This window comes from Sphingomonas sp. SAFR-052, assembly GCF_051965015.1.
Taxonomy (GTDB): domain Bacteria; phylum Pseudomonadota; class Alphaproteobacteria; order Sphingomonadales; family Sphingomonadaceae; genus Sphingomonas.
Genome location: NZ_JBQCMO010000001.1, coordinates 515,738 through 542,033, shown reverse-complemented (window position 1 = coordinate 542,033; position 26,296 = coordinate 515,738). Strand labels below are relative to the sequence as shown.

Sequence of the window (26,296 nt, the reverse complement as noted above, 5' to 3'; positions counted from 1 at the left end):
CCAGGGGAGAGGGAAACGGTCCAGGATCACTCACCCCGCAATCGCCCGCGGCTTGCGATTCTCGTCGATCGCGACGAACACGAACCGCGCCTGCGTCACCCGGTCGACCGCTTCGCCGAAGCGGTCGCGGCGCCATGCCTCGACCTCGATCGTCATCGACGTACGCCCGACCTTGACCATATCGGTATAGACCGACACCTCGTCACCGACCGCGACCGGCGCATAGAATTGCATTGCGTCGACGGCGATGGTCACCGCGCGCCCCTTGGAATGGCGCGCCGCTACCAGCCCCGCCGCCATGTCCATCTGCGACATGATCCAGCCGCCGAAGATGTCGCCATAGGGATTGGTGTCGGCGGGCATCGCCGTCACGCGCAGCGCGGGCTGTCCGACCGGCGGCACGGCATTATTCTCGACCATCGACACCCCCCTTGGCCCGTTCCTCGGCCATGGCGCGCTGCACCTGCCGGATGCCCAGCCCGATGACGATCGCCATCGACACCCATGTCACCGTCCAGATATCGCGCCGCCCCAGCGGATAGGACCATGCCGACAGCGACCCGATCGCCCATGCCGCCGCCACCCCGGCGGCGACATGCACGATCTCAGTCAGCAGCCGCGCGCGCATTTACGCGATCAGGCCGAGCGGCGACTCCACCAGCGCCTTGAACAGCTTCAGCATCTCCGCACCGTCCGCACCGTCGATCGCGCGGTGGTCGAAGCTGCCGGTCGCGGTCATCACGGTCGCCACGCCCAGCGCATCGTCGACGATGTACGGACGCTTTTCACCGGCACCGACCGCCAGGATCATGCCCTGCGGCGGGTTGATGACCGCTTCGAACTGCTTGATGCCGAACATGCCCATGTTGCTGAGCGATGCCGTACCACCCTGATATTCCTCGGGCTTCAGCTTGTTCTCCTTGGCACGACCGGCCAGGTCCTTCATCTCGGTGCTGATCTTCGCCACGCCCTTGTTGGCGGCGTCGCGGATGATCGGGGTGATGAGGCCGGTCGGCGTCGACACCGCCACCGACACATCGGCGCGCGAATACTGCACCATCTCGTTGCCGAGGAAGGTGACGTTGCACTTCGGGCTGCTTTCCAGCGCGACGCCCAGCGCCTTGATGAGCAGGTCGTTGACCGACAGCTTCACGCCGCGCGCGTCAAGCGACTTGTTCAGGTCGCCGCGCAGCTTCAGCAGCGCATCTAGGCGGATATCGACCGTCAGATAGATGTGCGGCACCTGCTGCTTCGATTCGGTCAGGCGACGCGCGATCGTTTTGCGGATGTTCGACAGCTTTTCGACGGTATGCGGGATCGAATCGTCGAACCAGACCGCGGCCGGCTTGGGCGCTTCCGCTGCCGGAGCCGGCGCGGGTGCTGCGCTGGGGGCCGGTGCAGCCGCTTCCGCCTTCGGTGCGCTGGCGGCACCGGGCTTGGCATTCTCGACGTCCGCCTTGACGATGCGGCCGTTTGGACCGCTGCCGGCGATGCCCGACAGTTCGAGGCCCTTGTCGGCGGCGATACGGCGCGCGAGCGGGCTGGCCTTCACGCGGCCACCATCACCCTGCGCAGCACCGGCCCCAGCCGGACGGCCATGGTCCGAGGTACCGGCCGGGGCCGGCGCGGCTTCGCTGCCGGTCTTGTTCGGGTCGGTCGGATCGGGCTTGCCCTTGAACTGGTCGTCGGCCGGCTCGGGCGTTTCCGCCTTTTTCGGCGCCGCGTCGATCGCCGATGCGTCCTCGTCCTCTTCGAGCAGGATCGCGATCACCGCGCCGACCTTCACATTGTCGGTACCCTCGGCGACCAGCACCTTGCCGATCGTGCCTTCATCGACGGCTTCGAATTCCATCGTCGCCTTGTCGGTTTCGATCTCCGCCATGATGTCGCCGGATTTGACGGTGTCGCCTTCCTTCACCAGCCATTTGGCCAGCGTCCCCTCTTCCATGGTGGGGGACAGGGCGGGCATCTTGATCTCGATCGGCATGGGGCAGAAGGGTCCTCTCAGGCTCGTCGCGCCTCTTCGCTGTCGGGCGCGTCCGGGTCAAGCCCCGGTACAGCTTGCACGACCCTCCCGAACCGGCGCATGAACGGTCGCCCAAGCCGAGGTCATCATGCGCACATATTTGGTCGTCGTCGACGAAAGCCCCGAAAGCGCGGTCGCGCTCCGCTTCGCCGCACGCCGCGCGGTCAAGACCAATGGCGGCGTCGAGGTGCTGGCGCTGGTCGAGCCGCAGGAGTTCGCGCCATGGGGCGGGGTGCAGGCGACGATCGAGGAGGAAGCGACCGAACGGGCCGAGGCTTTGGTGCAGGCGGCGGCAGGCACGTTGATCGCCGAATCGGGGCTGCAACCGCACCTGACCGTACGCACCGGCGACGGCCCGCGAATCGTGCGCGAGATGATCGCCGCCAACCCTGATATCGCCGCGCTGGTGCTGGGCGCCGCCGCCACCGGATCGCCCGGACCGCTGGTCACCCATTTCGCCGGAACCGATGCCGGCGCCCTGCCCGTGCCGCTGATGATTATTCCCGGCAGCCTGAACCGCGAAGGAATCGACCGGCTCAGCTGATTCGGCGGACAGCGGCCGTTCAGCTTCGATCCGCCACTGCACATTCGGGAAGTACCGTGCGGGGGAGAGCCGCGCATGGTTCGCGCTCGATCCCCCGCGGGCTGCTGCTGTTCGCCGGATGTCCGGCAGCGTCCTCTCTTATAATTCAGCGCAGCGCTGGTGAAGGCGCGTTAGCGCGGAAGCGGCACAAAAAAAAGGGCCGGCGAACCGACCCTATGAAAGTTTTAGGAGAGGATGCCTGAAAGGCACAGTCGTTGTGCACTGCAACCGGATGGTTAGCAATTGCAAAAAACGAAACTAAACATTCGTTTTAAGCAATTTCACCCATTCGGACGATGGGTTTTCGCTGGCGACGGGTATCGCCGGAAACCGGTTGAGCCGCCGAGCGGAAGACGGCATCCTCACACAAATGCGCCAGATTCTGCTCTTGCCCGCCCTGTTCCTCGCCACGGCTGCCCCAGCCCGCGACGTTCCCAAACCCGATCGATTGAAGGCCGACGTCGCGAAACTGGTCAGCTTCGGCACCCGCCATACCGCTTCGGACCCCGATCATCCGACGCGCGGCATCGGTGCGGCGCGGCGCTGGTTCGCCGATGAACTGACCCGAATCGGACGCGATTGTGGCGACTGCATCACCGTTGCCAACATTGCGCGCGGCTTTACCGGCCCCCGCGCGCCGCAGGGCGTGAACGTGGTCGACGTCTTCGGCTTTCAGCAGGGTCGCGATCCGCGCCGAGTCGTGATCGTCATGGGCCATATCGACAGCCGGGTCAGCGACGTCATGGACGCGACCAGCGACGCGCCCGGTGCCAATGACGACGCCTCGGGCGTCGCGCTGGTGCTGGAGGCGGCACGCATCCTGTCGAAGGAAAAGTTCGACGCGACGATCGTCTATGCCGCGCTCTCGGGCGAGGAGCAGGGGCTGTGGGGCGCGCAACTGCTCGCCGAGACCGCGAAGGAGAAGGGCTGGACCGTCACCGCCGTGCTGAATAACGACATCGTCGGCAACACGATCGGTCAGGACGGCCGCCGCGTCGCCGACCGGGTGCGCGTCTTTTCCGAAGGCATTCGCGCCTCCGAATCGATCGAACAGCAGATCGCCCGCCGCGCCGCTGGCGGCGAGGATGACGGCCCGTCGCGCGCGCTCGCTAAGACGGTCGATGCGGTGGCAAAGACCCTGCCCGGCGGTCTCGACGCGTTTCTCGATCGCCGTCCCGACCGGTTCGGGCGCGGCGGCGATCACGAACCCTTTCTCAAGCTCGGCTATCCCGCGATCCGCTTCTCTGTCGGCGTCGAGAATTACGACGCGCAGCATCAGGATTTGCGAACCGAAAGCGGCCGGATCTATGGCGACACGATCGACCGGATGGACTTTCCCTATCTGGCAAAGGTGACCGCCCTCAACGTCGCGACCATCGCCCGCCTTGCCGCCGCGCCCGCTGCACCGGCGACCGCATCGATCGACGGCGCGCTGTCGACCGATACGACGGTGCGCTGGTCGCCGGTCGCGGGCGCGGCCGGCTATCGCATCCGCTGGCGGCGCAACGATGCACAGGACTGGACCGACCAGCGCGACGTAATGGGCGTGGAGGCGGTGCTGGAAGGCGTGATCGTCGACGATCACTTCGTCGCCGTCTCATCACTATCGGCCAGCGGAGCGGAGAGCGTACCGACCTTCGCCGGCCGCCCGCCGCGCTAGGCCTCGCGTTCGGTTCGAGCAGCTTCGAGCCCGTCGAGAAGCGTCCGTCGAGAACCCTATCGCCGCAACGTCTTCGAACGGTGCGTCCGCCGCGGTGCATAGGTCACGACCTCCTCGGTCGTGGTCGTCACCACCGGCGGATGCTCGACCGTCACGGTCGTCACCGTGCGCGGCGGGTAATAATAGCCATTGGCGATATAGCCCGCCTCGGGCCCCTCGGTGGTCGTGGTCGTCGTCGTATAGCTGCGCGCGACCGGCGCGGCACCGACATGCCGCTCGACATAGCGGGTGCGCGAAGGGGGCGGTCCAATCGGCTGGACCTGTTCGCGCATCGGTCCGAACACCACTTCGGGAGCGACCGGGGCGTCGTCGTAACCCTCATCATAGCCATCGTCCGGCGCGATCGGCACGTCTTCGTACGGCATCGGATAGTCCGCACCATAACGCGGCGGCGGCGGCGCGCGTCGGTCCTCGGCCCGGTCGATCGCAGTTCCGGCCAGCGCGCCGACGCCCGCGCCCAGCACCGTCCCGCCCAGCCGGTTGCCGCGTCCGGCGATGACGTGGCCGGCCACCGCCCCGGCGACGCCGCCGATCACCGCGCCGCCGACCCCGTCGTCGCGGCGCTCGGCGGCATAGCGTTCATAGGCGCGATCGTCGCGGACATATCGCCCGTCGTCGCGCGCATCCCAGTCAAGCCCGCTGCGCACGTCAAAGACCCGCCCGTCGCGATCGGCGAGCACCGCATCGTCATAATAGCGATACCAGCCATAGCCCGGCTGCGGTCGGGTCAGGCCATAGACCGGCCAGTCCTGGATGAAGAAGCTTGGCGCGACCCAATAGCGCGGCAGCACCCAGCCGCGCACCGGCGGACGATACGCCGCCCAGCCGCCCGGCGCATATTGCCCGCCGACCCAGCGTCCGCGGACCTTCCCACCCCAGCGGGGCCCCGGCAGGTTCACGCGCGGCGCGTCCGCCCGGATTGCCGGCCCGCGCGGCAGCGCCTCGGGCGCCTGGCCGACACGCTGCGCCTGCGCGACGCCGCCCGCCAACCCGGTCGTGGCGAGTAACGCGATGGCGGCGGCAAAGGACGGCGTTCGCATCGGCCGACAAACTCCCTGAACGGCAAGACAACAGGTCGAAACCCTATCACGCCGCCGGGTTCCCGGCCAATCCGGCGCCTGTGCGCGCGCCGTCCCGCACCGGGTCAGCCGATGCGCGGCCCTAGCAGCGCGACCAGCGCCTCGCACCCCGCCTGATCGTCTTCGTCGAACCGGCCTGGCAGCGGACTGTCGAGATCGAGCACCCCGATCAGCCGCTCGCCGACCACGATCGGCACGACCAGTTCGCTCCGGCTATCGGCGTCGCAGGCGATATGGCCGGGAAAGGCATGAACGTCGGCGACCAGCTGGCTTTCGCGCGACGCCGCCGCCGTCCCGCACACCCCGCGCCCCATCGCGATCCGGATGCATGCCGCCTTGCCCTGAAACGGCCCGAGCACCAGCTCGTCCCCGACCAGCCGATAAAAGCCAGCCCAATTGAGATCGGGCAGATATTGCATCAGCAGCGCCGACGCATTGGCCATATTGGCGATCGCGTCGCTTTCATCGCCCGTCAGCGCGTCGAGCGCGCCGAGCAGGTCACGGTACAGGTCGCCCTTGGCGCCGGTGGCAATATCGAACTGGTACATGCCCGCGATGTAGGCGGAACGGAGCTACGTTCCAATCCTCCCCGCTTCGCGGGGAGGGGGACCAGCGAAGCTGGTGGAGGGGGGATTGCCACGCAACGCAACCGCTCCTGATGCGGACTGCCCCCTCCACCACCGCTTCGCGGCGGTCCCCCTCCCCGTTCCGGGGAGGATTTTAGTCGATCCTGACCCTTCCCCGCCCCGCCTTAACCTGCGACCGACCCTTCTTCGCGTCCACCCGCCGCACCTGCGACGCCTTGGTCGGCTTGGTCGCGCGACGTTTCTTCGGCACGATCGTCGCCTCGCGGATCAGTTCGAACAGCCGCTCGCGCACCTCGCGCCGGTTCATCTCCTGCGACCGCGAAGCATCGGCGCGCAGCGTCAGCACGCCTTCCTTGGTCAGTCGCGATCCGGCCAGCACCGCCAGCCGGTGCTTGACCGCCTCGGGCAACCCCGGCGACGCGACCACATCGAAACGCAGGAGCACCGCGCTGTCGGTCGTGTTGACATGCTGCCCGCCGGGCCCCGATGCGCGGGTAAAGCTCTCGACCAGTTCGCCGCTATCGATCGAGATCGACCGGGTGATCGGAATGCGCGGCACCTTAGATTTCGTCGAACCCCGCCGCGACGAAGCTGCGCGGCCATGGCGCGGTCACGTCGATCGCGGGCTTGTTGTCGCGCGGCACCATCAGCCCGGCGGCATGCAGCAACATGCCGCTGCGCCCGCCCCGTCCGTACACCGGATCGCCCGCCACCGGACAGCCCAGCCCCTCGGCCATATGTACGCGGATCTGGTGCGTCCGCCCCGTTTCCGGGAACAGCGCGACCAGCGCCCGGTCGCCGACGGTGCGCACCACCCGCCAGTTGGTCCGCGCCGGCTTGCCCTTCGCATCGCCGACCATGCGCCACCCTTCCTCGACGCTGCTGACCTTGGCCAGCGCCAAGTCGATCTCGCCCGACTCCCCCTTCGGAATGCCGTCGAGGATCGCCAGATAGCGCTTCGTCACCCGCCCCTGTTCGAACGCCTGCTGGAACCGGGCATGCGCCTTGGGATTGCGCGCGAGCAACAGGCAACCGCTGGTATCGCGGTCGAGCCGGTGGACCGGCGTCGGTTCGCGTTGAAAGGTGAAGCGGAGTTCGTCGGCACGCGCGACGATGCTGGGCGATCCGTCGCGCGGTGGATCGACCGGCAGGCCGGCGGGCTTGTCGAGGACGATCGCTTCGCCGTCGATGAACAGGACTAGGTCGTCGAGCATTTGCCTCCCTTGCCATCGTTGGCGACGCCGTGCCAGTGCGCTCGCGCCGTCGACCGCCCCAGCCGGAGACCATCGTGCGCCGATCCGCCGTCCTGACCTGTATCCTGCCCCCGCTCGCCGCCTGCGCACCGGCCGCCAAGCAGACCCCTGCACCGGTCGCCGCACCGACCCCGGTCGCGACCCCCGTCGCGCCGCCGCCGGTCGCCACGCCGCCCCAGCCCGCTCCCGTCACCGGCCCGGTCGCATTGTGCGGGCGCGGCACGGTACAGCGCACCGCCGACGGCCGGCTGTTCAACCACTTCCCCTATCCCGACATGCCGGCAAGCGCGCTGGTCGAAGCCCCGCCGGCACTTGGCGGATCGTGCAGGATCCATCCGGCGATGCTGCCCGACCTGTCCCGCCTGCTCGCCGCCGCCGATGCCGACCTAGCGGTCGCCGGCACGCTCCGCGCGGTATCGTGCCACCGCTCGGTCGCGCTTCAGCAGTTGACCTTTTGCGGCGGGATCGGCCCGGATGGGTCGGGCAGCTTCGCCGAGCGCGCCTGGGCCTCCGCCCCGCCGGGCTATAGCGAGCATTCGACCGGTTACGTCATCGACTTTGGCAGTACCACCGCGCCCGCTTGCGATGCGGAGGGGTGTTTCGGCGCCACCCCCGCCGGCCGCTGGCTCCGCGCCAACGCCGCCCGCTTCGGCTTCGAAATGTCGTTCCCGGCGGGCAACCGGCAACAGGTGAAATGGGAACCGTGGCACTGGCGCTGGGTCGGCACGGCGGCTAGCGAGGCCGGTGCTGTGCCCGCGAGAACCATGTTTGCGACGGCTCGCGCGCGGTTTCCGGCCGAGCCGAAGGTCGACTGACCGACCAAGAAAAGAAGTAAAGTGGTTCACGCGGAGGCGCGAAGGAGGCCCGCACGTGGCAACCTCACCCGCGTCAGCGGGCCTCAACTTCGTAGCCGCGACAGGACCGGTCTCCCGTTCGCGAGCCAATCGCCGCGGCCGGGCCTCTCTGCGCCTCCGCGCCTCCGCGTGAACCCATTCTTCCTACTTCGCCGCCGTCACGCCAGCATCGGTCTGCACCACCGGCTTCATCGTCCCGTCGGAATTGTAATACAGCCGCTCGACCGTCACCGCCCGGCGCCCGATCGCGCCGTTCATGTCGCCGATCGCCAGGGTCGCATTGTGCAGGAACAGATACCAGTCGCCCTTGAACTCGGCGATGCCTGGATGAATGGTAAAGCTGTACTTCCCCGATCCGGTCAGCTCGCCGCGAAAGGTCCATGGCCCCTTGATCGACGGTGCCGTCGCATAGGACACGCGCTCGTCGCGATGCGTCGACCGGTCGAGCGAGGCATAGGTCAGGTAATAGGTGCCGTTGCGCTCATGCAGCCACGGCCCCTCCTCGAAATGCGGCGGGGTGATTTCGGTGATCGGCCCGTCGATCTCGATCATGTTGGGCTTGAGCTTCGCGATGTAACATTGCCGGTTGCCCCATGCGATCCACGTGGTCCCCTCCTTGTCGGTGAAGACGGTCGGATCAATATCCTCCCAGCTGTGCGTGCCCTTGGGCGTCATCTGGTTGGTGATGAGCGCCGATCCCTTGGCATCGACGAACGGGCCGGTCGGCTTGTCCGACACTGCGACCGCGATCGCCTTGCCCGGATGGGTGTTGTCATGCTCGACCGCGGCATAGAACCAGTATTTGCCGTTCTTGAAGATCGTCTGGCTGGCCCAGGCATCGGCCTTCGCCCATTTGAAGTCGGCGACCTTCATGATCGGGCCATGGTCGGTCCAATGGCGCATGTCGGTCGTCGAATAGACCAGCCACTCGCGCATGTTGAACATCTCGTCACGCTGCGCCTGGTCATGCCCGACATACAGATACAGCCGGTCGCCGACGACCAGCGGCGCGGGATCGGCGGTGAACTTGTCGCGGATGATCGGGTTGCTGCCCGCCGGCGCCGCTGCCTGCTGGGCATGAGCCCCGCCCGCCAGCGTCGCTGCCGCCGCCATTGCCCGCCACCAACCGAATTTATGCACATGCCTCTCCTGTTATCGTTTCGGCGATGATAGCCGATAGCGCTAACAATCCAACCGCTTGCGCACGTCAGTGACGCATCCGTTCCGCACGCCCTGCTCAGTTCGTCGCATAGAGGCCACGTTTCGCATGCGTCACGGAACCATCCGCGTCCGGCTTACTTACATTAATTGGTACGCTGCGGACAAAACTCTGAAGGCGGCGCGAACGGGAGTGCACCGTGACCAATCCCTTGACCGCCAAACTGGCTAGTTTCGCCGACTTCACGCCTGAAGATGCGAAGGCGCTCGACCAGCTTTGTCGCGACACGAAAACGGTGCGCAACGGGCGTGACCTGATCCGGATCGGCGACCGTCCCGAACAGGTGTTCCTGCTGCTGGATGGCTGGGCCTGCCGCTACAAGGACCTGCCCGACGGCAAGCGCCAGATCCTCGCCTATCTGATCCCCGGCGACCTGTGCGACCCGCACATCTTCATCTTCGAGGAAATGGACCATTCGATCCGCGCGCTCGGCGATGCGCGCGTGGCGGCGATCCCGAAACAGGTGGTCCTCGACCTGACCGAACGCTATCCGGCGCTGGCGCGCGGCTTCTGGTGGTCGGCGCTGGTCGACGAAGCGATCTCGCGCGAATGGCTGGTCAATGTCGCGCAACGCGATTCGTACACCCGCATGGCGCATCTGTTCTGCGAGATGTGGATGCGGATGCGCCATGTCGGGCTGGCGCACGACGGCACCTTCGCGCTGCCGCTGACGCAGGAGCAACTTGCCGATACGCTCGGCATCACCCCGATCCACGTCAATCGCATGCTGCAGCGGATGCGGGCGGAGGGCCTCATCAGCGTCGGCCGCCGCCGGCTGACCATCCATGACGTCGACGCCTTGCAGGAGGCGGCGGCGTTCGATCCGCGCTACCTGCATCTCGAACAGCGCACTGAGCCGCGCGTCGCGGCATGAAGCGGGGCGACCGATCCGGCCGCCCCGTCCCTTTTATCCGAACACCTTGGCCGCGAGTTCGGCGATCCGCTTGCCCTGATGCCGGGCGCCGCCCAGTTCGATCTCGGTCGGCTGGCGGCTGCCGTCGCCACCGGCGATCGTCGACGCACCATAGGGGGTGCTGCCATTCACCTCGTCCAACCCGGTATGGCCTTCATAGCCATAATCGAGCCCGACGATCGTCAGCCCATGGTGCAGCAGGTTGGTGATGATCGAGAACAGCGTCGTCTCCTGCCCGCCATGCTGGGTCGCGGTCGACGTGAACGCGCCGCCGATCTTGCCGACCAGTCCGCCCTTGGCCCACACGCCACCGGTCGTGTCCCAGAACGCGGCCATCTGGCTCGACATCCGGCCATAGCGGGTGCCGGTACCGACGATGATCGCGTCGTAGTTGGTCAGTTCGTTGGGATCGGTCAGCAGTTCGTGATGATCGGCGACGACGAAGCCCGCCGACTTGGCGACCTCGTCGGGCGCGGTTTCGCGCACCCGGCGGACATCGACCTCGGCACCGCCCGATCGGGCACCCTCGGCAACGGCGTCCGCCATCTTGGCGATATGCCCGTAGGACGAATAATAAAGCACCAGAACCTTGGCCATGCGGCGATACTCCCGTTGGTTATTCGCTGTCGACCAGGACGATTTCGGCGTCCTGTGTCGCGGTGATGGTGACGGTCTGCCCGCCGGACAGTGCGGCACCGTCGCGCGCCTCGAAGGCGACCCCGTCGATGGTGATCGCGCCGGTTGCCGCGACCAGATAGGCGTGACGCCCTGCGCCTACGCTATGTTCCACGCTTTCCCCCGCCTTCAGCGTCGCGCCCAGCACGCGGGCATCGGCACGGATGCGCAGCGCATCGTCGTCGGCATCGAACCCGCTGGCCAGCACGACGAACTTGCCCGACCGCTCACCCTTCGGGAACGGCTTGGCACCCCATGCCGGCGCACCGCCCTTCTGCTTCGGTTCGATCCAGATCTGGAAGATGCGTGTGGTTTCCGGCTCGAGATTATATTCGGCGTGGCGAACCCCGGTGCCGGCGCTCATCACCTGCACGTCGCCCGCCGCAGTGCGGCCCTTGTTGCCCAGCGAGTCCTGGTGGGTGATCGCGCCCGATCGGACATAGGTGATGATCTCCATGTCCTTGTGCGGGTGCGGCGGAAAGCCGCTGTTCGCGGCGATCTCGTCGTCGTTCCACACCCGGATCGCGCCCCAGCCCATCCGCTTGGGTTCGTAATAATTGGCGAAGCTGAAATGATGCCGTGCGTTCAGCCACCCATGGTCGGCGTGGCCGAGGCTGTCGAAATTCCGTTTGTCGATCATGGTCGATCTCCTTGCTTGACCCCCAAGATAAGCGCGGCGATCATGCCGTAAATGGAAACGTGGGAAACCGATCGTTTCGCAGCGGAGGACATATGCGGCTCCCCGATTTCGAAGCCTGGGCGATGTTCGCCTGCGTCGTCGAGCATCGCTCGTTCAGCGCCGCCGCCCAGTCGATCGGCGTGTCGAAGGCGACGGTGTCGAAAGCGGTGGCTCGGCTGGAGACGTCGCTCGGTACCACCCTGTTTCACCGCACCTCGCGCCGCCTGACGCTAAGCGACGCTGGACAGTCGCTGGCCGAACGCGCCGGCCGTATCCTTGCCGAGGCGCAGGCGGCGGAGGAACAGGCGCGCGACGCCGCCGCCGCGCCGACCGGACTGGTCCGTGTCGCCGCACCGATGTCGTTCGGCCAGACCCATGTCGCGCCGGCCATCGCCGAATTTCTGAAGGCGCATCCCGGCGTCGAGATCGACCTGACCCTGTCCGATGCCAAGGTCGACATCGTCGCCGACGGCATCGACATCGCGCTGCGCATCGCTGAGCTGCCCGACAGTTCGCTGCGCGCGCGGCGGCTGGGACCGGTCGCGGTGCGCATCGTCGCCGCGCCCGGCTATTGGCAGGAACATGGCCGCCCGACGCATCCCGCCGACCTCGGTCGCCATGCCTGTTTCCGCTACACCAATCTGCCCAATCCGCTCTGGCATTTCCGTCGCGGCGAAGAGGAAGTGACCGTCCGCCCCGGCGGGCCGCTGGCGGTGAACAATGGCGAGGCGATGCTGCCCGCGCTGAGGCTCGGCCTCGGCGTCGCGCGCTTGCCCGACTTTCTGGTCGATGCCGACATCGCCGCCGGCCTGCTCGAGCCGGTCCTGCCGGACTGGTCGAGCGGTGCGGTCGCGCTCCATCTGCTCACCCCGCCCGGCACGCTGCGTCCGGCGCGCGTCGCGGTACTGATCGAGTTTCTTTCCGCGCGGTTCCGCAGCGCCTGTCCCCGCGATTAGCCAGCGAAATCAGACTGATCTTTTTAACCAACGGATTTCACGGAACGTTTTCCATTAGTCAGAAATTAACCTTTTGCGTTCAGAGGTGTTTACGTTAATGTTTTGGTCGCGCGCAAATAGGAACGCGTGCCGCGAAACCGGGGACTGCCCATGCGCGTGCTGTTGATCGAAGACGAGCCGACGACCGCCAAGGCGATCGAGCTGATGCTGACGACCGAAGGGTTCAATATCTACACGACCGATCTGGGCGAAGAAGGCCTCGATCTGGGCAAGCTGTATGATTACGACATCATCCTGCTCGACCTGAACCTGCCCGACATGCACGGCTATGACGTGCTGAAGAAGCTGCGGGTCGCGCGGGTCCAGACGCCGGTGCTGATCCTGTCGGGCATCGACGAAATGGATTCGAAGGTCCGCTCGTTCGGTTTCGGCGCTGACGATTACGTGACCAAGCCGTTCCACCGCGAGGAACTGATCGCGCGCATCCATGCCGTGGTCCGCCGGTCGAAGGGCCATTCGCAGTCGGTCATCCGCACCGGCAAGCCCTCGGTGAACCTCGATGCCAAGACGGTCGACGTCGATGGCGCGCGCGTCCACCTGACGGGCAAGGAATATGCGATGCTCGAGTTGCTTTCATTGCGCAAGGGCACGACGCTGACCAAGGAAATGTTCCTCAACCATCTCTATGGCGGGATGGACGAACCGGAACTCAAGATCATCGACGTCTTCATCTGCAAGCTGCGCAAGAAGCTCAGCCTCGCGTGCGAAGGCGAGAATTATATCGAGACCGTCTGGGGCCGCGGCTATGTGCTTCGCGAACCCGACGAAATGGGCGAAGCCGCCGTCGCGTAAGGCGACCACCCCGCCTGTTCCCTCCGTTCGGTTCGAGCAGCTTCGAGCTTGTCGAGAAGCGGCTGTCGAGAACGCCTCGCTTAGGGCAAAACGTCTCGACTACGGTTCGCGACGGGCTCGAACCGAACGGATCGTAGAATAGGCGTCGCTTCAACCGGTGCTCGCCCCACCCATCGCCAGGCGTTTGCCGTTGGTAATGATGACCCGGTCGCCCAGCCGCGCCACCGCAAACAACTTCCTGGCAAAGGCGGTCGGCACGCCGATGCAACCATGCGTCGCCGCCCCTTCCTGCACGTCGCTGCCATGGATCGAGATGCCGTCATTGGTCAGCCGCAGCATGTACGGCATCGGCGCGCCATACAGGTTGCTGACATGGTCGGCATCTTTCTGCGTGATCGTCAGTGCGCCCAGCGGAGTCGGCTTCCAGTCCGCGCCGTACAGCACCACCGCCGCGCCGATCTCGTAACCGTCGCGAAACACCGACAGTACCTGCGCATCGAGGTCGATGGTGACGACCAGCGGCCCCGTCGCCGGCGCACCCGCTTCGTCCCAGACCCAGCGGCCATGAGTGAACGGTCCCTCGATGGGCAAGACGCGGCGAACGACCATCGCGTCCGGTTTTGCGATTGGTGCAGCGGAAGGTGCGGGTGTCGGCATCGGCTTCACTGGCACGACCGGCGCGACCGCTGCCGGATTGACCTGCTTCGGAACCGGCGGCACTACCGGCACGGCGCGCAGCAATAGCGCCGCCCCACCGGCAGTCGCCCCTGCGACCCCGATCAGCAACGCGACCCCCAAACCGGTCCGCCACGACACCTGCATCGATCCTCCTGTCCGACGATCGACCTACACCATTTCGCTTACCAAATCCTCCCCGCTCCTCGGGGAGGGGGACCATGCGCAGCATGGTGGAGGGGGGGTATCGGCAGACGGAACCGTCGCGTTGCGCGGCACACCTCCTTCACCACCGCTACGCGGCGGTCCCCCTCCCCGCGAAGCGGGGAGGATTTGGGAACGTCAACCACGACCGGCACTTACCGCCCCGCCGCTGCCTTCGCCTTCTCGTCCAGCGGCCAAGCCTTATACCCCCCGACCCATGTCTCGATCACCTTGGTCGCGCGCAGATCCGCCGCGCTCGCCGCCACCGGATCGCGATCGACCACCAGGAAATCCGCCTTCTGCCCCGGCAGCAACGACCCGAATCGCTGCTCGGCGAAGCCGGCGAACGCCGCATCCTGCGTGAACGCCTTCCACGCCTGCTCGCGCGTGACCTTCTCCTCGGGCCGCCAGCCGCCCGGCGGCTGACCGTTCGCATCCTCGCGGGTGAACGCCGCTGCCCAGCCGATGAACGGGTTGGGATGTTCGACCGGATAGTCCGATCCGAACGCCAGCCGCCCGCCGTCCCGTAGCACCGTCGCCCATGCATAGGCTCCGGTCAGCCGCGCCGGCCCCAGCCGCGCCTCGGCCATCGTCCGGTCGCCGGTGGCATGGACCGGCTGCATCGACGCGATGATGCCGTTCCGGCCCAGCCGCGGCAGGTCGGCCGGATCGATCACCTGCGCATGTTCGATCCGCCAGCGCCGATCGTCCTTGTACGACGACGCCAGTTCGTCGATCGCATCGAGCACCTGCCGGTTCGCCCGGTCGCCGATCGCATGGATCGCGAACTGGAACCCGTCCATCGTCCCCCGACTGAGCAGGTTCAGCAGCGTCGTATCGTTGATGAACGACAGCCCGCTTTGCTTAGGCGCATCCGCATAGGGCGCCTTCAGCCACGCCCCGCGCGACCCCAGCGCGCCATCGGCGTACAGCTTGATCCCGCCCATGCGCAGCCGGTCGCCATAGAGCCACGGCGTCGGCCCCGCCCCGGCGACCGTCAGTGCCGTGTCGAGGCCCGCGCCATAGCTTATGATCCGCACGCGCAGCTGACCGATATCGCCCATCCGCCGGAACACCAACCAATCGTCGACCGACGTGCCCATGTCCGCCGTCGCGGTGATGCCGTTCGACAACAACATGTCCTGCGCCTTCAGGAACGCCGCGTTGCGTTCGCGTGGGCTGGGCTTCGGCTTGGCGGCATCGAACAGGCTGGCGGCGTTGTCGACGAACACCCCCGATGGCTGTCCGTTCGGCAGCAATTCGATGCGCCCGCCTGCCGGGGAAACGGTCTTGGCGGTGATTCCGGCCGCCGTCATCGCTGCGCTGTTCGCCCACACCGCATGGCCATCGGCGCGTTCGAGCAGCACCGGTTTGTCGCCTGCCGCCGCGTCCAGTTCAGCGGCGGTCGGGAACCGCCCCAGACCCCACGCCTCCTGGTTCCAGCCGCCGCCCAATATCCACTGCCGGTTGCCGTTACTGCGCGCATAGGACTGGATCGCCGCCTGCGCATCGGCCAGCGACTTCGCGTTCGACAGGTCGAGTTCGAGCGCGCGATAGCCCAGCGACATCACATGGCCATGCGCGTCGATCATGCCCGGCATCACGGTCTTCCCGCCCATGTCGCTGCGCCAGTCGAGCTTCTTTGGCGCCTTCTCGCCCTTGGGCACCAGCCGGACGACCTTGCCCTCGCGGTCGATCAGGATTCCGCCGAAGCGCACCACCTTCCCCTGCGAATCCAGCGCGACGCCGTTGATATTGTCGACCAGCCCGTCGGCCTGCGCGGTGCCGGCGAGCAGCAGCGCCGCGACGGTCAGGGCATGACGGATCATCTGGCGATCCTCCGCACCAGCGCGCTGGTATCCTGCCGCCCGCCGCCCATGGCCTGCACCTCGGCATAAAATTGATCGACCAGCGCCGTCACCGGCAGCGTCGCGCCGTTGCGCCGCGATTCGTCGAGCGCGAGGCCCAGATCCTTGCGCATCCAGTCGATCGCGAAGCCGAAGTCGAATCTGTCCTGCGCCATGGTCGGCCAGCGATTGACCATCTGCCAGCTCTGCGCCGCGCCGCCCGACACCGCTTCCAGCACCTTGTCGAGGTCGAGGTCGGACGCCTGCGCGAAGCGCAGCGCCTCGGACAGTCCACCCAGCACGCCCGCGATACAGATCTGGTTGACCATCTTGGTCGTCTGCCCCGCGCCCGCATCGCCGACATGAACGATCCGCTGCGCATAGGCCTGCATCAGCGGTTCGGCCGCCGCGAAGGCTTCCGACGTGCCCCCGCACATGATCGACAGCTTGCCATTCTCGGCGCCCGCCTGTCCGCCCGACACCGGCGCGTCGAGGACCAGCAGCCCCTTGGCCGCCCCCGCCTGAGCCAGTTCGCGCGCGATCGCCGCCGACACCGTCGTGTGGTCGGCAAAGAGCGCACCCGCCTGCATCGCCCCAAACGCCCCGTCGTCGCCCAGCGTCACCTGCCGCAGATCGTCGTCATTGCCGACACAGGCGAACACGGCATCCGCCCCTTGCGCCGCCGCCGCCGGGGTGTCGGCGACACCGCCGCCATGCTTCGCGGCCCACGCCTCCGCCTTGGCGCGGGTGCGGTTGTAGACGGTGACCTGATGGCCGGCGGAGACGAGGTGCCCAGCCATGGGCGCGCCCATGACCCCGGTGCCGATGAATGCGAGTTTTGCCATGGGGCAGCGGTCTATGACCTAAGCGGGCCATGCGAAAGAGGTGATATGGCCAAGGGTACGCTTCGCCCTGTCGCCTTCGTCCTCGCTCCGCGAGATACTTGCAAAACCACTTTGCTCGTGCCCCGGCGAAAGCCGGGGCACAGTTGGGGGACGCTTGTTAGTTCGTCAAAGGCCTCGCCAACTGGACTTCGGCCTCCGCCGGGATACGCCGGAGTCGGGATTGAAGGCCCGGCGATCGCAGCGGTCTCGCCTATGCGGGCGTCACGAGCAGTCAGATTACGCCGGCTGCCCGCCCCCACCGGTCGCACCGAAAATCTGCCCCGTCGAAAAGCTGTTCGCAGGGTCCGCCGCCGAAACATACAATCCGGCGATCTCCGCCGGCTGTCCCGGCCGTCCCAGCGGGCTGCTCTTACCGAACGTCTGCTGCTTTTCGGGCGTCGCCCCACCGCTAACCTGCAACGGCGTCCAGAACGGCCCCGGCGCGACCGCATTCACCCGAATGCCCTTGGCCGCCAACTGCTTGGCCATCGCCTTGGTGAAGTTCAGCACCGCCGCCCGCGTCAGCGCGTAATCGACGATGTCCGGCGAAGGATCGCCGGCCTGTTCGGACGAAGTGTTGATGATGACGCCGCCCGCTCCCATCCGCTCGACCGCCGCCTTGGTCAGCCAGAACGGCGCATAGACATTGGTCTTCATCGTATCGTCGAAATCCTGCGACGAAATCGACGCGATATCGGGCCGGGTCTGCTGCCGCGCGGCGTTGTTGACGAGGATGTCGAGCCCGCCCAGCTGCGCCGCCGCCTGCTGGACCAGCTGCCGGCAGAACCCTTCGTTGCGCAGGTCGCCGGGGATCGCCACCGCCTTGCGCCCCGCCGCGCGGATCAGTTCGACGACCTCGCGCGCATCGGTTTCCTCGGCCGGCAGGTAATTGATCGCGACATCGGCGCCTTCGCGGGCATAGGCGATGGCGGCGGCGCGACCGATGCCGCTGTCGCCGCCGGTAATCAGCGCCTTCTTGCCGGCCAGCCGCCCCGATCCCTTGTAGCTTTGCTCGCCATGGTCGGGACGCGGATTCATTTTCGATGCCAAGCCCGGCCAGGGCTGGCGCTGCACCGGAAAGGGCGGCTTGGGATAAGCGGCGGCAGCGGCGGTGGTCGGTTTCGTCCCCTGCGCCATGGCTGGCGCGGCGCTGGCGGCGACCCCGGCAAGGGCGGCACCCGCCACGAAGGTGCGGCGATCGGTCTCGGTCATGGTTCGGCTTTCCGGCTGGAGCGATGTCGCTCAAGCAGACGCGCGCCGGGTCGACGGGTTCCCCTTTGGTACCAAATGGGCTACGCGCCCGCGATGGCTACCAACCCGATCGCTCCGCCCGCCCTGCCCCTCACCGTTGACGATGTGCGTCAGGCGGCGATGCGGATCGGCGGCTCGATCGTACGCACGCCGACGCTCATCAGCCGGACGCTGTCCGACCTGACCGGTGCGACCGTCTATCTCAAATTCGAAAATCTTCAGTTCACCGCCGCCTACAAGGAACGTGGCGCGCTGAACACGCTGCTGCAACTGGACGAGGCCACCCGTGCCAAGGGCGTGATCGCCGCCTCGGCCGGCAACCATGCACAGGGCCTCGCCTATCACGGCAACCGACTCGGCGTGCCGGTGACGATCGTCATGCCGCGCCCGACCCCGACCGTGAAGGTGATGCAGACGCAGAGCCACGGCGCGACCGTGGTGCTGGAGGGTGAGACCTTCGACGCCGCCTATGCCCATGCCCTGAAGCTGGAGGCCGAACAGGGGCTGACCTTCGTCCATCCGTTCGACGATCCGCGCATCATGGCCGGGCAAGGCACCGTCGCGCTCGAAATGCTGGAGGACGTGCCGGCGATCGACACGCTGGTCGTGCCGATCGGCGGCGGCGGCCTCATCAGCGGGATGGCGACCGTCGCCCGCGCCGCGGACCGCGATATCGAGGTCGTCGGCGTGCAGGCCGAACTGTTCCCGTCGATGTACAACCGCCTGCACGGCACGGCGATGGACTGTGCCGGCGACACGCTGGCGGAGGGGATCGCCGTCAAGCAGCCCGGCGGCCTGACTGCACAGGTCGTATCGGCGCTGGTCGACGACATCGTGCTGGTCAGCGAACGCCAACTCGAAGAGGCGGTCAGCCTGCTGGTCCAGATCGAAAAGACCGTGGTCGAGGGTGCCGGCGCCGCCGGCCTTGCCGCATTGCTGGGTCATGGACAGCGCTTCAAGGGCAGGACCGTCGGCATTGTGCTGTGCGGCGGCAATATCGACACCCGCCTGCTCGCCAACGTCCTGCTGCGCGACCTTGCGCGGTCGGGACGCCTTGCCCGGTTGCGCATCCGGCTGCAGGACCGCCCCGGCGCGCTGTTCCACGTCGCGAAGATCTTCCACGAACACACCGTCAACATCATCGAGGTGTATCACCAGCGCGTCTTCACGACGCTGCCGGCCAAGGGCCTCATCACCGATATCGAGTGCGAGACCCGCGACCGCGACCATCTCGACCGCCTGATCGAAGGGCTGCGCGCCGGCGGCTATGAAGTGAGCACGGTCGAACTGGCATAAGGACGCTCGACACGTTCCGGAACGGGAAGCGGCGCGGTGCCGAATCAAATACAAGCCGCTTCCCGTCGGTTAGGATAATCGCCATATCTTGCGCGCTATTCCCCTCCGGTATGACTGATCGAAGGAACCCTGGGTGACCGCGCCGTTTCGTTTTCCCCGCTTCTTCGTCACCTCACCCGCGCCCTGCCCCTATCTGCCGGGCCGGCAGGAGCGGAAGGTCTTCACCGAACTGAACGGCCCGCACGCCGACGAACTGAACGATGCGCTCGGCCGAATCGGATTTCGCCGCAGCCAGTCAGTCGCCTATCGCCCCAGCTGCGTCGGGTGCAGCGCCTGCGTCTCGGTCCGGGTCGTCGCCAGCGACTTCACGATGAACGCGACCCAGCGCAAGCTGATGCGCCGTCACGCCGATCTCGACATCCGCGCCTGCAAGCCATGGGCGACCGACGAACAATTCCGCCTGCTGCGCCGCTATCTGACCGCGCGGCATCCCGGCGGCGGCATGACCGCGATGGACGAAACCGACTTCGCCGACATGGTCGAACATTCGCCGGTGACATCCTGGGTCATCGAATATCGCGAACCGGCCGTCGATGGCGTGCCCGGCCGGCTGGTCGGCGCATGCATCACCGACGAACAGGCCGACGGGCTGTCGATGGTCTACAGCTTCTTCGAAACCGATCCCGAGGCGCGCGCGGGCCTCGGCACGTTCATCATCCTCGACCATATCCGCCGTGCGCGCGCGACCGGCCTGCCCTATGTCTATCTGGGCTATTGGGTGCAGGGATCGCCGCGCATGACCTACAAGACCAAGTTCCGTCCCCTCGAAATCCTCGGACCCGCGGGCTGGACTCTGCTCGATGACGCGACAGCGGCGGCGGCGGCCTCCGCCGGCTCGGCCGGCACCGCGGTCCCGGCATGATCGCGGCGCTGGTCGCGCTGGCTTTCGCCGGACAGGCGGCCCGGCCAATGCTACTCGACCAGCGCCGCGTCGACCTGCTGCAATTCGAAGTCCGCCTGCCCGACACGCTGACCCCGGTCGAGCGCACCCGCGCCGTCGCCACCTTCACCGCCGATACCCGCACGATCCGCGCCTGCCCCGACGCCGCGCGGATCGGCGCGCGTTACAAGGCGGACCGAATCTTCTCCGGCACCTTAACCTCGCGGCCCAACGTGCCCTATGCCGCATTGCCTGCGCCGCTGCGTGCCGAACTGGCGAAGGTCCCGACCGGCCACGCGACCCGGCCGTTCGGATCGGGCCGGGAGTTGCGTGTGTTGATCGCCTGTTCGGAACCGAAGGTACCGCGCAGCGCCGCGTCGCCGGGAACGATCTAATGCCCTTTCGAGGAGCCGCATCGTCGCAGGGATGACGGCACGTCGCTCACGTAAAGCTTAAACACGAAAAGGCACCCGATCCCCACGGGACCGGATGCCTTCTCGAGTCAGCAGCGCGACCCGGGCGGGCCGCACCTACCGCGAATCAGCCCTGGCGGGCCTTGAAGCGGCGGTTGGTCTTATTGATGACGTAGATACGGCCGCGACGGCGGATCACGCGGTTGTCCCGGTGACGATCCTTGAGCGACTTCAGCGAATTGACGATCTTCATGTCACGGCTCTCAAACGGCAAAAAGGCCGCTCGCACGGCCGGAAAAGAGGCGTCCAGCTATCGCCGACCGTGCCTTTCGTCAAGAGCGGAACGGCGTTCGCAATCGAAACACCCGCGCAATGAACCCGAACGCTTGCAATGCGCGTTGACCCATCCAGCAATCAGGCGTGTCGTAAGCAAGGTGAGTCGCATGAACAAGGCGTTCGGATTCGGGTTGATGGCCGTGGCGGCGGTACTGGCGTCGGGCTGTACCACCACCGGATCGCGCGTCCGCCCGGTCGACGTCACCCGATTCCACCTCAACCAGCCGGTCGCGCGCGGCAGCTTCTCGCTCGAACCGCTGTCGACCAACGGCGTCGTCAGCCCCGAATTCCAGAATTACGCCAATGCCGTAGGGCGCGAGATGGAAAAGCTCGGCTTCACCCGCGCCGGCACCGCACCTTCCGACCTGATCGTCGCGGTCGGCTTCACGCGCGCCACCCGTGGTTTCGTCGAGAAGCGCCCGCCGGTCTCGATCGGCCTCGGCGCGGGCGGTGGCGGCGGTGGCTGGCGCGGTGGCGGCGTGGGTCTCGGCGGCGGGGTCGGCTTCGGCATCGGCGGCGGCCAGCGCGAGGTGATCGGCACCGAATTGATGGTCCAGATCCGCCGCCGAAGCGACGGCACGACCATCTGGGAAGCACGCGCCCTTACCGATTCGCTGGAGAATACGCCGGGCGCGCAGCCAGTATTCCAGGCGGATCGGCTGGCCAACGCAATGTTCCGCAACTTCCCAGGCGAGTCGGGAATCACTACGACGGTGCGATGAGCATTACCATCAACGCCGCGTTCGACAGCGGCAATATCCGCGTGGTCGCCGTGCAGGGCGACGTGATCGACCTCGAGATCGTCGCCGACCATCTGTCCGACTTCTACCAATGGTTCCATTTCCGCGTCGCCGGCGCGCGCGGTCGCACGCTCACCTTCCGCATCGTCAATGCCGGCGGGTCGGCCTATGCGTTCGGGTGGCCGGGCTATCGCACCCGCATGAGCACCGATCGCCACGCATGGCGACAGGTCGACACCGGCTATGACGACGGCGTCCTCACCTTCACCACGACGATCGACACCGAACTTGCGTGGTTCGCCTATTTCGCGCCGTACACGCTGGAGCGCCACGACGATCTGGTCGCACGCATCGCCGCCCGTCCCGGCGTCGTCCACCACGAACTCGGCCAAAGTCTCGACGGACGCGCGATCGACTACCTCACGCTCGGCGACGGCCCGCTGCAAATCTGGGCCTATGCCCGCCAGCACCCCGGCGAATCGATGTGCGAATGGTTCATGGAGGGGCTGCTCGAACGGCTGACCGATCCGTCCGACGCGGTCGCCGCCGACCTGCGCCAACGCATGACCTTTCACTGCGTCCCCAACATGAACCCAGACGGCTCCTGTCGCGGCCATCTGCGCACCAATGCCGCTGGCGTGAACCTCAACCGCGAATGGCACGCCCCGTCGTTGGAACGCAGCCCCGAAGTGCTGTGCGTGCGCGACCGCATGGACGAAACTGGCGTCAATATTGCCATCGACGTCCATGGCGACGAAGCCATCCCCGCCAACTTCATCGCCGGCTACGAAGGCATCCCCAACTGGACCGACGCACACGGCGCGCGCTTCACCGCGTTCGGCGCGGCATGGGCGGCGGCGACGCCCGAATTCCAGACCAAGCTCGGCTATCCTGTGTCGGCGGCGGGACAGGCGAACCTGTCGATGTCGACCAATCAGCTCGCCAACCGCTTCGGCGCGCTCAGCATGACGCTGGAAATGCCGTTCAAGGATCACGACCCCCATCCCGATCCCGAATTCGGCTGGTCGCCCGAACGATCGAAGCGGCTGGCGCATAGCTGGCTGGAGGTATTGGCGGACTTCACCCGGTGATCGTTCGCGAAGGCGGGCTCGACCACCCGGCAACGGCGGCACTGTTGACGGCGCACCTCGCCGACATGCACGCATCGTCGCCGCCGGGCAGCGTCTACGCGCTCGACCTGTCCGGTCTTGCCGCCCCCGACATCGCCTTCTTCACCGCATGGGATGGCGACACGCTGCTCGGCTGCGGCGCACTGCGGACGCTGAAGGACGGCGATGGCGAGATCAAATCGATGCGCACCGATGCGACCGTACGCGGGCGCGGCGTGGCGCAGGCGATTCTCGACCACATCATTGCCACAGCTCGCGCCGCCGGCATGACGCGGCTGGTGCTCGAAACCGGGACCGGCACGATGTTCGACGCCGCGCATCGTCTCTATGCCCGCAACGGCTTCGTGCCCTGCCCGGCGTTCGGCGACTATGTCGCGACGGAGTTCAACCGGTTCCTCTGCCGCCCGGTTTGAGCTAGGTGCACCGCACCAACAGCAACGGAGGTTTCATGCCCACGCTCGTCCTGATCCGCCACGGCCAGTCCGCCTGGAACCTCGAAAACCGCTTTACCGGCTGGTGGGACGTCAACCTGACCGAAAAGGGCGAGAGCGAGGCCAAGGCCGCGGGCGAGTTGCTCACCGAAAAGGGGCATGATTTCGACCTCTGCTTCACCAGCTATCAGACGCGCGCGATCAAGACGCTGAACCTCGCGCTGGAGGCGATGGGCCGGTTGTGGCTGCCGGTCGAAAAGGACTGGCGCCTGAACGAGCGGCATTATGGCGGCCTGACCGGCCTCGACAAGGCGGAGACGGCGGCCAAGCATGGCGACGAACAGGTGAAGATCTGGCGCCGCAGCTTCGACGTACCGCCGCCCCTGCCCGAAGCCGACAGCCCGTGGGACCTGTCGACCGATCGCCGCTATGCCGGCATCGCCATTCCCCAGACCGAGAGCCTGAAGGACACGATCGACCGTGTCCTCCCCTATTGGGAAAGCCGCATCGCCCCCGAACTGAAGGCCGGCAAGCGCGTGCTTATCTCCGCCCACGGCAACTCGCTGCGTGCGCTGGTCAAGCATCTGTCGGGCATTCCCGATGACGAGATCACCGGGTTGGAAATCCCGACCGGCCAACCGATCGTCTACGAACTGGCCGACGACCTGACCCCGACCGACCGCTATTATCTCAGCGAGCGGTAAGCTCTCGGAAACTTGCAAATCTGTTCGGTTCGAGCAGCTTCGAGCGAAGTCGAGAAGCGTCCGTCGAGAACGCCCCGTTTGGGGCACCGACTTCTCGACTTCGGTTCTCGACAAGCTCGAACCTACGCTCCAAGCGAACGGGAAGAGGCTGGGTCAGCATGTGAGGTGTGGCGTAGGAGGCCGAGAACAAACCCCTTTCCTACACGCCCCACCCCCGCCAAACTCCCCGCCGGCCCCTCGTCCGGCCCGCGCTCTTTGACACTGCCACCCCGTCCTGCACGCAAACAGCGCCACTAGTGTGAACTTTGTGAACTTTGGCCGCGAAAACGCCACCGCGCAAACGCGCCACTAGTGTGAACTTCGTGAACTTTGCCCACTGAATATGCCCGTACGGCATCCTTCCGCTTGCCCTGTTTTCACCCCTTCCCTAAGCAGCGCCCTCCCCAAAGCGGTACGGGCAGACAATGAACGACGCACCATTGGTCGGCATCATCATGGGCAGCACTTCCGATTGGGAGACGATGCGCCACGCCGCCGAAACCCTGACGCGACTCGGCGTACCGCACGAGACGAAGGTGGTGTCGGCGCACCGCACCCCCGCCCGCCTCGTCGACTATGCCACCAATGCCGTCGGACGTGGGCTGAAGGTCGTGATCGCCGGTGCCGGCGGTGCCGCCCATCTGCCCGGCATGGTCGCGTCGATGACCCGCCTGCCGGTGCTGGGCGTGCCGGTCGAATCGCACGCGCTGAAGGGCATGGATAGCCTGCTCTCGATCGTGCAGATGCCGGGTGGTGTGCCGGTCGGCACGCTGGCGATCGGGAAAGCCGGGGCGATCAACGCCGGCCTGCTCGCCGCGTCGATCCTCGCCACTGCCGACGACGCGCTGGCCGAGCGGCTCGACGCATGGCGCACCGCGCAGACCGACGGCGTGGCGATCGACCCGCAATGAGCCCGCTGCCCCCCGGATCGACGATCGGCATCATCGGATCGGGCCAGCTCGGCCGGATGATCGGCGTCGCCGCCGCGCAACTCGGCTACCGCATCCATGTCTACGCCCCCGACAGCGGCCCGGCCAACGACATCGCCTTCGCGCACAGCCGCGGCGCCTATGACGATGTCGACGCGCTGCGTGCCTTCGCGCGCGAGGTCGACGTCGTGACCTATGAGTTCGAAAACATCGCTGCCGCCCCGATCGAGGCGCTGGGCGACAAGGTCCGTCCCTCCGCTCGCTCGCTCGCCGTCGCGCAGGACCGGGTCCGCGAGAAGCGCTTCGTCGAGGCACTGGGCGGACGCCCGGCGCGCTGGGCTGAGGTGCCCGATCGCGCCGCGCTCGACGACGCGATCCGCGCCGTCGGCTGTCCGGCGGTGCTCAAGACCACCCGCTTCGGCTATGATGGCAAGGGGCAGGCGCGGCTGATGTCGGCGGACGATGCCAGCGCGGCATGGCTGGCGATCGGCGGCGGCCCGGCGATCCTCGAAGCGTTCGTCGATTTCGACCAGGAATTCTCGGTCGTCCTCGCCCGCGGTATTGACGGCGCTGTCGCGCTTTATCCGTCGCCGGCGAACGTCCACAAGGACGGCATTCTCGACACCTCGACCGTCCCCGCCCCGTCGATCGAGCCATGGCGCGCCGAGGCGGAGGCGCTGGCGCGCAAGGTCGCCGAGGCGCTCGATCATGTCGGCGTGCTGACGCTCGAATTCTTCTGCGGCCGCGACGGCGCGGTGTTCAACGAAATGGCCCCGCGCGTCCACAATTCGGGCCATTGGACGATCGAGGGCGCGGAGACCTCGCAGTTCGAAAACCATGTCCGCGCCGTGCTCGGCCTGCCGCTGGGCGGTACCGACCTGACCGCCGCGCGGGTCGAGATGACCAACCTGATCGGCGACGATGTCGATCAATGGCAGGCGCTGCTGACCGAACCCTGCGCGCACCTCCACCTCTACGGCAAGAACGAAGCCCGCCCGGGTCGAAAGATGGGCCATGTGACGCGGGTGGAACGATAACATCCTCCCCGGCACGGGGAGGGGGACTGCCGCCGCGAAGCGGT

The 26,296-nt window shown here is 66.8% G+C and carries 30 protein-coding genes; 15 read left to right on the top strand and 15 right to left on the bottom strand.

The window, feature by feature from the left end; translation table 11 throughout:
• Nucleotides 1-30: 30 nt before the first annotated feature.
• From ACTHQV_RS02525 to ACTHQV_RS02515, 3 genes are read right to left on the bottom strand one after another with little or no spacing between them, the layout of a single operon-like run.
• On the bottom strand, nucleotides 31-420 hold the full coding sequence (locus tag ACTHQV_RS02525) for an acyl-CoA thioesterase (RefSeq protein ID WP_440488206.1): 390 nt from the start codon (nucleotides 418-420) through the stop codon (nucleotides 31-33).
• On the bottom strand, nucleotides 407-628 hold the full coding sequence (locus ACTHQV_RS02520) for a hypothetical protein (RefSeq protein WP_440488205.1): 222 nt from the start codon (nucleotides 626-628) through the stop codon (nucleotides 407-409). The genes ACTHQV_RS02525 and ACTHQV_RS02520 overlap by 14 nt, the downstream gene beginning before the upstream one ends.
• Nucleotides 629-1,987, bottom strand: a complete 1,359-nt coding sequence (locus ACTHQV_RS02515; protein ID WP_440488204.1) for a pyruvate dehydrogenase complex dihydrolipoamide acetyltransferase — start codon at nucleotides 1,985-1,987, stop codon at nucleotides 629-631.
• Nucleotides 1,988-2,114: 127 nt separating this feature from the next.
• Here ACTHQV_RS02515 and ACTHQV_RS02510 point away from each other — a divergent pair, with 127 nt between their 5' ends.
• Together ACTHQV_RS02510 and ACTHQV_RS02505 are read left to right on the top strand one after the other, a co-directional pair.
• Complete coding sequence (locus ACTHQV_RS02510) at nucleotides 2,115-2,570, top strand: universal stress protein (RefSeq protein ID WP_440488203.1); 456 nt, start codon at nucleotides 2,115-2,117, stop codon at nucleotides 2,568-2,570.
• 409 nt (nucleotides 2,571-2,979) lie between these two features.
• Entirely contained in the window at nucleotides 2,980-4,269 is a 1,290-nt protein-coding gene (locus ACTHQV_RS02505) for a M20/M25/M40 family metallo-hydrolase (RefSeq protein ID WP_440488202.1), read from the top strand.
• A 56-nt stretch (nucleotides 4,270-4,325) separates the two neighbouring features.
• On the opposite strand, the gene ACTHQV_RS02500 is transcribed toward ACTHQV_RS02505, so the two are convergent.
• The 4 genes from ACTHQV_RS02500 to ACTHQV_RS02485 all read right to left on the bottom strand — a co-directional run bounded on the left by ACTHQV_RS02500 (nucleotide 4,326) and on the right by ACTHQV_RS02485 (nucleotide 7,209).
• Complete coding sequence (locus ACTHQV_RS02500) at nucleotides 4,326-5,369, bottom strand: RcnB family protein (protein WP_440488201.1); 1,044 nt, start codon at nucleotides 5,367-5,369, stop codon at nucleotides 4,326-4,328.
• A gap of 104 nt (nucleotides 5,370-5,473) precedes the next feature.
• On the bottom strand, nucleotides 5,474-5,956 hold the full coding sequence (locus tag ACTHQV_RS02495) for a GAF domain-containing protein (protein ID WP_440488200.1): 483 nt from the start codon (nucleotides 5,954-5,956) through the stop codon (nucleotides 5,474-5,476).
• A gap of 172 nt (nucleotides 5,957-6,128) precedes the next feature.
• On the bottom strand, nucleotides 6,129-6,554 hold the full coding sequence (gene arfB / locus ACTHQV_RS02490; RefSeq protein WP_440488199.1) for an alternative ribosome rescue aminoacyl-tRNA hydrolase ArfB: 426 nt from the start codon (nucleotides 6,552-6,554) through the stop codon (nucleotides 6,129-6,131).
• A 1-nt stretch (nucleotide 6,555) separates the two neighbouring features.
• Nucleotides 6,556-7,209 (bottom strand): RluA family pseudouridine synthase, encoded by a 654-nt coding sequence (locus ACTHQV_RS02485; protein ID WP_440488198.1) that lies wholly within the window; start codon nucleotides 7,207-7,209, stop codon nucleotides 6,556-6,558.
• A gap of 74 nt (nucleotides 7,210-7,283) precedes the next feature.
• Between ACTHQV_RS02485 and ACTHQV_RS02480 the strand changes: the two genes are divergently transcribed.
• On the top strand, nucleotides 7,284-8,063 hold the full coding sequence (locus ACTHQV_RS02480; RefSeq protein ID WP_440488197.1) for a M15 family metallopeptidase: 780 nt from the start codon (nucleotides 7,284-7,286) through the stop codon (nucleotides 8,061-8,063).
• Between the two features lie 183 nt (nucleotides 8,064-8,246).
• Here the strand turns inward: ACTHQV_RS02480 and ACTHQV_RS02475 are convergent, their stop codons facing one another.
• A complete protein-coding gene (locus ACTHQV_RS02475) occupies nucleotides 8,247-9,242 on the bottom strand; it encodes a glycoside hydrolase family 43 protein (protein ID WP_440488196.1) in 996 nt (331 codons plus the stop codon).
• Between the two features lie 218 nt (nucleotides 9,243-9,460).
• Between ACTHQV_RS02475 and ACTHQV_RS02470 the strand changes: the two genes are divergently transcribed.
• Complete coding sequence (locus ACTHQV_RS02470) at nucleotides 9,461-10,195, top strand: Crp/Fnr family transcriptional regulator (protein ID WP_440488195.1); 735 nt, start codon at nucleotides 9,461-9,463, stop codon at nucleotides 10,193-10,195.
• A 33-nt stretch (nucleotides 10,196-10,228) separates the two neighbouring features.
• Here the strand turns inward: ACTHQV_RS02470 and wrbA are convergent, their stop codons facing one another.
• Together wrbA and ACTHQV_RS02460 are read right to left on the bottom strand one after the other, a co-directional pair.
• On the bottom strand, nucleotides 10,229-10,831 hold the full coding sequence (gene wrbA, locus ACTHQV_RS02465; RefSeq protein WP_440488194.1) for an NAD(P)H:quinone oxidoreductase: 603 nt from the start codon (nucleotides 10,829-10,831) through the stop codon (nucleotides 10,229-10,231).
• A gap of 19 nt (nucleotides 10,832-10,850) precedes the next feature.
• Nucleotides 10,851-11,549: a pirin family protein gene (locus ACTHQV_RS02460; RefSeq protein WP_440488193.1), complete on the bottom strand. Its 699-nt coding sequence runs from the start codon at nucleotides 11,547-11,549 to the stop codon at nucleotides 10,851-10,853.
• Nucleotides 11,550-11,641: 92 nt separating this feature from the next.
• Here ACTHQV_RS02460 and ACTHQV_RS02455 point away from each other — a divergent pair, with 92 nt between their 5' ends.
• A complete protein-coding gene (locus ACTHQV_RS02455; RefSeq protein WP_440488192.1) occupies nucleotides 11,642-12,544 on the top strand; it encodes a LysR family transcriptional regulator in 903 nt (300 codons plus the stop codon).
• Nucleotides 12,545-12,694: 150 nt separating this feature from the next.
• A complete protein-coding gene (gene ctrA, locus ACTHQV_RS02450) occupies nucleotides 12,695-13,396 on the top strand; it encodes a response regulator transcription factor CtrA (RefSeq protein WP_440488191.1) in 702 nt (233 codons plus the stop codon).
• A 150-nt stretch (nucleotides 13,397-13,546) separates the two neighbouring features.
• Here ctrA and ACTHQV_RS02445 read toward each other — a convergent pair whose 3' ends face one another.
• From ACTHQV_RS02445 to ACTHQV_RS02430, 4 genes are all read right to left on the bottom strand, one after another.
• The gene (locus ACTHQV_RS02445) at nucleotides 13,547-14,218 is read right to left on the bottom strand and encodes a L,D-transpeptidase family protein (protein ID WP_440488190.1); all 672 of its coding nucleotides are present in this window, start codon (nucleotides 14,216-14,218) and stop codon (nucleotides 13,547-13,549) included.
• A gap of 212 nt (nucleotides 14,219-14,430) precedes the next feature.
• Nucleotides 14,431-16,104, bottom strand: a complete 1,674-nt coding sequence (locus ACTHQV_RS02440) for an amidohydrolase family protein (protein ID WP_440488189.1) — start codon at nucleotides 16,102-16,104, stop codon at nucleotides 14,431-14,433.
• Nucleotides 16,101-16,967, bottom strand: coding sequence for an NAD(P)-dependent oxidoreductase (locus ACTHQV_RS02435; RefSeq protein WP_440488188.1), 867 nt, complete (start codon nucleotides 16,965-16,967; stop codon nucleotides 16,101-16,103). Before ACTHQV_RS02435 ends, ACTHQV_RS02440 begins: the two co-directional genes overlap by 4 nt.
• 276 nt (nucleotides 16,968-17,243) lie before the next feature.
• Complete coding sequence (locus tag ACTHQV_RS02430) at nucleotides 17,244-18,218, bottom strand: SDR family oxidoreductase (protein ID WP_440488187.1); 975 nt, start codon at nucleotides 18,216-18,218, stop codon at nucleotides 17,244-17,246.
• Nucleotides 18,219-18,311: 93 nt separating this feature from the next.
• Here ACTHQV_RS02430 and ACTHQV_RS02425 point away from each other — a divergent pair, with 93 nt between their 5' ends.
• The 3 genes from ACTHQV_RS02425 to ACTHQV_RS02415 all read left to right on the top strand — a co-directional run bounded on the left by ACTHQV_RS02425 (nucleotide 18,312) and on the right by ACTHQV_RS02415 (nucleotide 20,888).
• The gene (locus tag ACTHQV_RS02425) at nucleotides 18,312-19,553 is read left to right on the top strand and encodes a threonine ammonia-lyase (RefSeq protein WP_440488186.1); all 1,242 of its coding nucleotides are present in this window, start codon (nucleotides 18,312-18,314) and stop codon (nucleotides 19,551-19,553) included.
• A gap of 133 nt (nucleotides 19,554-19,686) precedes the next feature.
• On the top strand, nucleotides 19,687-20,475 hold the full coding sequence (locus tag ACTHQV_RS02420; protein WP_440488185.1) for an arginyltransferase: 789 nt from the start codon (nucleotides 19,687-19,689) through the stop codon (nucleotides 20,473-20,475).
• Entirely contained in the window at nucleotides 20,472-20,888 is a 417-nt protein-coding gene (locus tag ACTHQV_RS02415; protein ID WP_440488184.1) for a hypothetical protein, read from the top strand. Before ACTHQV_RS02420 ends, ACTHQV_RS02415 begins: the two co-directional genes overlap by 4 nt.
• A gap of 145 nt (nucleotides 20,889-21,033) precedes the next feature.
• On the opposite strand, the gene ykgO is transcribed toward ACTHQV_RS02415, so the two are convergent.
• The gene (gene ykgO, locus ACTHQV_RS02410) at nucleotides 21,034-21,159 is read right to left on the bottom strand and encodes a type B 50S ribosomal protein L36 (protein WP_055755695.1); all 126 of its coding nucleotides are present in this window, start codon (nucleotides 21,157-21,159) and stop codon (nucleotides 21,034-21,036) included.
• A gap of 190 nt (nucleotides 21,160-21,349) precedes the next feature.
• Here ykgO and ACTHQV_RS02405 point away from each other — a divergent pair, with 190 nt between their 5' ends.
• The 6 genes from ACTHQV_RS02405 (at nucleotide 21,350) to ACTHQV_RS02380 (ending at nucleotide 26,252) form a co-directional block, all read left to right on the top strand.
• A complete protein-coding gene (locus ACTHQV_RS02405; protein WP_440488183.1) occupies nucleotides 21,350-21,964 on the top strand; it encodes a DUF4136 domain-containing protein in 615 nt (204 codons plus the stop codon).
• The gene (locus tag ACTHQV_RS02400; protein WP_440488182.1) at nucleotides 21,961-23,073 is read left to right on the top strand and encodes a M14 family metallopeptidase; all 1,113 of its coding nucleotides are present in this window, start codon (nucleotides 21,961-21,963) and stop codon (nucleotides 23,071-23,073) included. The genes ACTHQV_RS02405 and ACTHQV_RS02400 overlap by 4 nt, the downstream gene beginning before the upstream one ends.
• Nucleotides 23,070-23,525, top strand: coding sequence for a GNAT family N-acetyltransferase (locus tag ACTHQV_RS02395; protein ID WP_440488181.1), 456 nt, complete (start codon nucleotides 23,070-23,072; stop codon nucleotides 23,523-23,525). The genes ACTHQV_RS02400 and ACTHQV_RS02395 overlap by 4 nt, the downstream gene beginning before the upstream one ends.
• A gap of 35 nt (nucleotides 23,526-23,560) precedes the next feature.
• Nucleotides 23,561-24,247: a 2,3-diphosphoglycerate-dependent phosphoglycerate mutase gene (gene gpmA, locus ACTHQV_RS02390; protein ID WP_440488180.1), complete on the top strand. Its 687-nt coding sequence runs from the start codon at nucleotides 23,561-23,563 to the stop codon at nucleotides 24,245-24,247.
• A 464-nt stretch (nucleotides 24,248-24,711) separates the two neighbouring features.
• Nucleotides 24,712-25,197, top strand: coding sequence for a 5-(carboxyamino)imidazole ribonucleotide mutase (gene purE, locus ACTHQV_RS02385; protein ID WP_440488179.1), 486 nt, complete (start codon nucleotides 24,712-24,714; stop codon nucleotides 25,195-25,197).
• Nucleotides 25,194-26,252 carry a 5-(carboxyamino)imidazole ribonucleotide synthase gene (locus tag ACTHQV_RS02380; protein WP_440488178.1) on the top strand — a complete coding sequence of 353 codons (1,059 nt, stop codon included), beginning with the start codon at nucleotides 25,194-25,196 and terminating at the stop codon, nucleotides 26,250-26,252. Before purE ends, ACTHQV_RS02380 begins: the two co-directional genes overlap by 4 nt.
• Nucleotides 26,253-26,296: the final 44 nt, after the last annotated feature.